Genomic DNA, 6,337 nt, shown 5'->3' with positions numbered 1-6,337 from the left:
CCAGGGTGTGCAAGGGCTGGGGCCCCAAGTAGAACCAAAGCAGTGCCCATCAAGGTACGCATCATATCGGAGGTCTCCGCGCAGCGATTTACCAGCAAAGTTATCCCTTTGGAAATTACGAATCAATGCACACGCATGGAACACGAGTGCCTCGGGAAATGCCTGGCCAGCCCTCCGACTCCTCTGACGGAAGGCGAACTCAGCTCTGCCTGCTCAGAAAAGGTTCCTTGAATCACGGAAACCCCGCCTGACAGAAAGTTAAGCTTGCGATGCAACCGACCATGCCTAGCGATACGAGCCCTCGTCAGCAAATACGGGGCAATTGCTCGCCCGCGATCCAGTCCACCTTTCTGCGGCCGCCGAAAGCCGTCTCCATCTCCACAAATCCGTTCGGATCGTCCACCACCTCGCCGATGATCGCCGCATCCTGCCCGAGGGGGTGAGCGCGCATGGTCTCCAGCAGCAGAGGCGCCGACTCGGCGGGGCAGAAGGCGACAATCTTGCCCTCGTTGGCAACGTACAGGGGATCCAGCCCCAGGAGCTCGCAGGCGGCGTCCACCTCCTCCCGGACCGGGATATCCGCCTCGCGGATGGTCACTCCCACCCCGGACTGGCGGGCGATCTCGTTCAGCGTCGCCGCCAGCCCGCCCCGGGTCGGGTCGCGCAGGCAGTGAATCTCCGGAGCCGCAGCCGTCATGGTTGCGACGAGATCCTGTAGGGACGCGGAGTCGGAACGGATCGAGGTACTGAACTCCAAGTTCTCCCGCGACGCCATGATGGCCACGCCATGATCCCCGAGGAAGCCGTTCACCAGGATGGCATCACCGGGACGCGCGCGACTGCCCGACAGATCCAGTCCCTCATCCAGCACGCCTACGCCCGTTGTGTTGATGAACACGCCGTCGCCATGGCCGCGCTCCACGACCTTGGTGTCCCCCGTCACGATAACCACCCCGGCATCCCGGGCGGCCGCGGCCATGGAGTCGACAATGCGCTTGAGGTCGGCCAGCGGAAAGCCCTCCTCCAGGATAAAGCCGGCCGACAGCCACAGGGGCTTGGCGCCACTGGTGACGACGTCGTTGACCGTTCCATGAACCGCGAGGCTGCCGATATCCCCGCCCGGGAAAAACAGGGGAGAGACGACATGGCTGTCCGTGGCCATTACCAACCGGCCGTTCGGCTGCTCCAGTACCGCGCAGTCGTCCCCCTGCTGCAGCGCCGGATGGTCAAAGGCCCCGCGAAACAGCTCGTCGATGAGCTGGGACATCGCCCGACCACCCCCGCCATGCGCCATCTCGACGCGCCCGCGACGCATATCCAGCGGCCGTGCGTAGTGGGACTTCCGGCTGTGCTCTCCGGTCATGCCTGTTCGGTTACCGTGCGGGGCGCGGCCCGGCCGAGCTCGAAACGCCCGTAGGTGTAATGCGCCGCACAGGCACCTTCGGCCGAGACCATACAGGACCCGAGTGGATTGTCCGGCGTGCAGGCCGTACCAAAGACCTTGCAGTCCTGCGGGGCCGTCACCCCGCGCAGGATGTCCGCGCACTCGCAGGCCTTGTGGTCGGGCACCGAGCGGTAGGGCAGATCGAACCTGCGTTCGGCATCGAAGGCGGCGAATGCCTCGCGGATCCGCAGGGCGCTGTGTGGAACCTGCCCCAGACCTCGCCACTCGAAGGCATCCCGGCGCTCAAGCGCCTTCGCCATCACCTCCTGCGCCTTGCGGTTGCCTTCCCGGGTGACCGCTCGGGTGAACTGGTTCTCGACCCCCCATTCGCCGCGATTAATGAGCCGGATCAGCATCAGCACCGACTGCAGCACGTCCAGGGGCTCGAACCCCGAGATCACGATCGGCTTGAAAAAATCCTCGGCCACCTTTTCGTACGGCTGGCTGCCGATCACTGTGGATACATGCGAGGGCCCGATGAACCCGTCGATGGCCACCTGACGACCATCCGCGGTCGCCGGGGCCATCATGATGGCCTCCATGGCGGCGGGGGTCAGCACGTGGTTGCAGAACACGCTGAAATTTTCCAGCCCCTCGGTCTGTGCCATATGCAGCGCGACCGCAGTCGGAGGTGTCGTGGTCTCGAACCCGATCGCAAAGAACACCACCTCGCGCTTCGGGTTATCCCGGGCCACCTGCAGTGCATCCATGCTCGAGTACACCATGCGGATATCGGCCCCGTCAGCCTTGGCCCGCAGGAGGCTCATGCGCTCGGAGGCCGGCACCCGCAATGTATCGCCATAACTGCAGAGGATGACCCCGTGGTCCCGAGCCAGCTCGATGGCACTGTCGATGCGCCCCACGGGCAGGACGCAGACCGGACACCCCGGCCCGTGAATGAACCGAATATTGTCGGGGACCAGGTCGCGCAAACCGTAGCGCGAGATCGCATGCGTGTGTCCGCCGCAGAACTCCATCAACCGGTAGCTGCGCTCCTTCCGCACCTCGGCCGCTATGGCCGTAGCCAGCTCACGCGCCAGTCCGCCGTCACGAAATTCGTCGATGTATTTCATGATGCCGCCTCCGCCATCTCGCGAAACAGCTCCAGAGTCCGCTCGGCCTCGACCTGATCCAGCCGGCTGATCGCGAACCCGACATGGAGAATGACGTAGTCGCCCACCGCGAGGTGATCCACCAGGCTCACATTGACGACCTTCTGCACCCCGCCCACATCCACGCGGGCCTGCTCCTCGTCGAGTAGCTCGACGACCTCAACCGGTAGTGCCAGACACATGATCGCTCTCCTGCAAGACGTTGAGCGCACCGTTCATCGGTCTCGCCGACCGGTGTGCGTGGAATCACCCGCTGAGGTCCGGCACGCCACCCATGCCTGGCCGAGGCTCAGACCGCCGTCATTGGGCGGGACCTGCCGTGGCCAGTACACCCGCATCCCATCGGACTCGAGCCAAGCGCCCATCTCCCGGACCAGCATCTGATTGCTGACGCAACCACCACCGAATACAAGATCCCGGACATCGTGTTCGCGTGCAACTACCCCGACCCAGCCGGCAAGCGCCCGGGCCAGCGTGGCATGAAACACGGCCGCCGCATGGGCGCGTGCGGCGGGTGTGGCCGACGCGCTCGGTTCGGCCAGCCAGTTCAGCAACGGCGCGAGGTCCAGCACCCGATCCTGGTCGACGCACCAGCCGCCCTCCATGGGTTCAACCGAGCCATACTGCTGAGCGAGACCTTCCAGTTCCATCGCCGCCTGCCCCTCGAAATGCGCCACCGCGCGGATGCCCAGCAAGCCAGCCACCGCATCGAAGTATCGCCCCAGACTCGTGGTCGGCGGACAGCGAACATCACGCCGCAGAAGGTCCGCGATCCCAGGTGCCAGGGGCTGGACCGCAAAGCGGTCCGGGATCTCGTCGCCTCGCCCGAGACGGTGCAGGACCGACGCGGCCATGCGCCACGGCTCGCGCGCCGCCCGGTCGCCCCCGGGGAGCGCCAGGGGTGCCAGGTGGCCGAGGCGCTCGAAGCGTTCCGCGTCGAGCCGCAACAACTCGCCGCCCCAGGGAGTCCCGTCCGTGCCCAGGCCGACGCCATCCATCGCGATGCCGATTACCGTGTCTGTGAGCCCATATTCGGCTTGCACCGCAGCGAGATGGGCGTGATGGTGCTGAACCCGGATCAGGGGCACGCCAAGCCGCCCCGCCAGGCGGGCCGCAAACTGCGAGCTATGGAAGTCCGGGTGTTGGTCGCAGGCCACACGCTCCGGGCGGATCGCAAACAACCGCTGCAGGTGGTCCACGATCGCCTCCAGCGCGCGGCAGCTGGCCGGGCTGTCTAGGTCGCCGACGTGCTGTGACAGGAACGCTCGATCCCCGCGCGTGACGCAGGCGGTATTCTTGAACCAGCCCCCCAGGGCCAGCACCGAAGGGCCCGGTCGTGGCAACCGGATCGGCGCCGGCGCAAACCCCCGCGCCCGCCGGATGAAAGTCGGCCCCCGCGGACCCGTACGCACCACGGAGTCATCGCAAGGCGTCACGATGTCGCGGTCGTGCGTCAGGAAGGCATCGGCCAGCCCCGCCAGCCGCTGCACCGCCTCGTCGTTCTGCGTGACCAGCGGCTCCCCTCCGGGATTGGCCGAGGTGCAGACCAGCGGCCAACCGGGCGACTCCGGACCGCGCTCCTGCAGCCACTGCGTACCCCCAGGGCGCCCCGCCATCTCGTGAAACAGCAGGTAATGCAGCGGAGCGGAGGGCAGCATGACCCCCAGCCAGGCCAGGCCCGGCGCGACGCCGGGGAGCCACGCATCACATCCCGCTCGCTTGGGTAACAGCACAATCGGGCGCGCGACCGATGCCAGCAGTCGCCGCTCCTCGGTGCCGATCTCGACGGCCCCGTCCAGGTCCGCCGGGCTGGCCACCATCACCGCCAGCGGCTTGGTGTCGCGATGCTTGCGCTGGCGCAGGCGCGCGATCGCCGACGGATCGTCCGCGCGGCACATCAGATGAAACCCGCCGATGCCCTTCACGGCCACGACCTCGCCCCGTGCCAGACGGGCCACCGTCGCCGCGACAGGATCCTGCTCACGGAGCGGCGTACCGTCCGCGGCCAGGCATTGCAGGCCGGGACCGCACGCGGGGCAGGCGTTGGGCTGCGCATGGAAACGCCGGTTTTCCGGGTCCGCATACTCGGCCTGGCAGCGCCCGCACTGGGAGAAAACCGCCATGCTGGTCCGCGCCCGGTCATAGGGAAGCGACCGCGTCAGCGTATAGCGCGGCCCGCAATGGGTGCAGTTGATGAACGGATAGCGATAGCGCCGATCGCCGGGATCGAAAAGCTCCGCCAGGCAGGCCTCGCAGACCATCGCATCCGGCACCATCTCGGTGTCCACCCGACCGCCCTCGCTGGGCAGGATTTCGAATCCGCCTGAAGCCGCCTCTGGCGCGGCCACCTCCTTCGTTACCTGATTGATCCGAGTCAGCGGGGGCGGCTCGTCGAGCAGGAACCGTCCGAAGGCCTCCAGGCCAACATCGGTGCCCTGCACCTCAATCAAGACCCCGTGCCCCTCGTTGCGCACCCAGCCGCTCAGGCCGAGGCGCCGGGCCAGGCCGAAAACAAAGGGACGAAACCCGACTCCCTGGACCTGCCCGGAAACCCGGACGCGCTGGCGCTCTGGCCGACCACCTGCAACGTCTTGGCCAACAGCCACCTCGCTCGCCACCCCCGCATCCTGCTTCGGGTCGCGCTCGTCGGTCGCCTGCTGGCTCGAAACGGGCATTGTTGGGGGTATCCGTTAAAGGGAAGTGCGCTCGCCTGCCACCTGTTGCCTGACCGGCATGCGCGTGACCAAACCCCGTCGTCCGGTCGACCTGAGGACGGGAGAGGCAGGCACGCGACTAGACCGGATCTTCGTGGCGAGCACCCCGCGCTGCCGCGAGCTCGGCTTCGAGCTCGGCCACACGCCGGCGCAACGCTTCGACCTCGTCCGGAGCATCATCCCCGGCACGCGCACGATCAATCCACTCCAGCCAGGCCTGCATACCGTCGCCGCGCAGCGCCGACAGCTGGATGACCTCAAGATCGGGGTTGATCCGATGGGCGTACTCGATGCAGCGGTCCACATCAAAGTCCAGGTACGGCAGCAGATCGGCCTTGTTCAGGATCATCAGGTCGGCTTCATGGAACATGTCCGGGTATTTCAGCGGCTTGTCCTCCCCCTCGGTCACCGAGAGGATCACGACCTTGTGCGCCTCGCCCAGATCGAATGAGGACGGACACACGAGATTCCCGACGTTCTCGATCAACAACACCGCCCGATCGGGGGGCTGCAGGTGCTCGACGGCATGCTCGACCATATGGGCATCGAGGTGGCAACCCTTGCCGGTGTTGACCTGCACCGCCGGTACACCGGTGGCGCGGATGCGTTCGGCATCGTTGCTGGTCTGCTGGTCACCCTCGATCACGCAGACCGGGTAGCGACCCTGGAGCTGTTCGATGGTCGCGGTCAGGAGGGTCGTCTTGCCCGAGCCGGGACTGGACACCAGATTCAGCGCCAGGACCCCGCGCTCCCGGAAGAAGTCACGGTTCCGGTTCGCGTATTCGTTGTTATAGCCGAGGATGTCCTGCTCGATCCGGACCATGTGCTCCTGGCTCATGCCCGGCACGTGTGCATGCGCCGGGCCCTGCCCGAAGTGTACGTTGTCACCGCGCACATCGGGCAGAGCTTCGGAATGAAGCTGATTGGCATGATCATGCTCATGGTCGTGGGCGTGATCATGGGCGTGCCCGTGCGCGTGGTCATGCGAATGTGCATGCCCATGGGCGTGCTCATGACCGTGAGGATGCCCATGATCGTGTGGCGTCTTGCCCTCGATCCGCGTCTCG

Annotated in this window: 5 protein-coding genes; all 5 read right to left on the bottom strand. The window is 66.3% G+C overall.

What is annotated here, in order from left to right; all coding sequences use genetic code 11:
• Positions 1 to 304 precede the first annotated feature (304 nt).
• Positions 305 to 1,363 carry a hydrogenase expression/formation protein HypE gene (gene hypE, locus ACESLR_RS11175; protein WP_373026118.1) on the bottom strand — a complete coding sequence of 353 codons (1,059 nt, stop codon included), beginning with the start codon at positions 1,361 to 1,363 and terminating at the stop codon, positions 305 to 307.
• Entirely contained in the window at positions 1,360 to 2,517 is a 1,158-nt protein-coding gene (hypD, locus tag ACESLR_RS11170; protein WP_373026120.1) for a hydrogenase formation protein HypD, read from the bottom strand. Before hypD ends, hypE begins: the two co-directional genes overlap by 4 nt.
• Positions 2,514 to 2,738, bottom strand: coding sequence for a HypC/HybG/HupF family hydrogenase formation chaperone (locus ACESLR_RS11165; RefSeq protein ID WP_373026122.1), 225 nt, complete (start codon positions 2,736 to 2,738; stop codon positions 2,514 to 2,516). The genes hypD and ACESLR_RS11165 overlap by 4 nt, the downstream gene beginning before the upstream one ends.
• Before the next feature lie 33 nt (positions 2,739 to 2,771).
• A complete protein-coding gene (gene hypF, locus ACESLR_RS11160) occupies positions 2,772 to 5,231 on the bottom strand; it encodes a carbamoyltransferase HypF (protein WP_373026124.1) in 2,460 nt (819 codons plus the stop codon).
• Between the two features lie 118 nt (positions 5,232 to 5,349).
• The gene (gene hypB, locus ACESLR_RS11155; RefSeq protein WP_373026125.1) at positions 5,350 to 6,327 is read right to left on the bottom strand and encodes a hydrogenase nickel incorporation protein HypB; all 978 of its coding nucleotides are present in this window, start codon (positions 6,325 to 6,327) and stop codon (positions 5,350 to 5,352) included.
• Positions 6,328 to 6,337 lie beyond the last annotated feature (10 nt).

This window comes from Thioalkalivibrio sp. (genome assembly GCF_041685615.1).
GTDB lineage: Bacteria > Pseudomonadota > Gammaproteobacteria > Ectothiorhodospirales > Ectothiorhodospiraceae > Thioalkalivibrio.
This window is presented reverse-complemented; position numbering and strand designations above follow the sequence as displayed.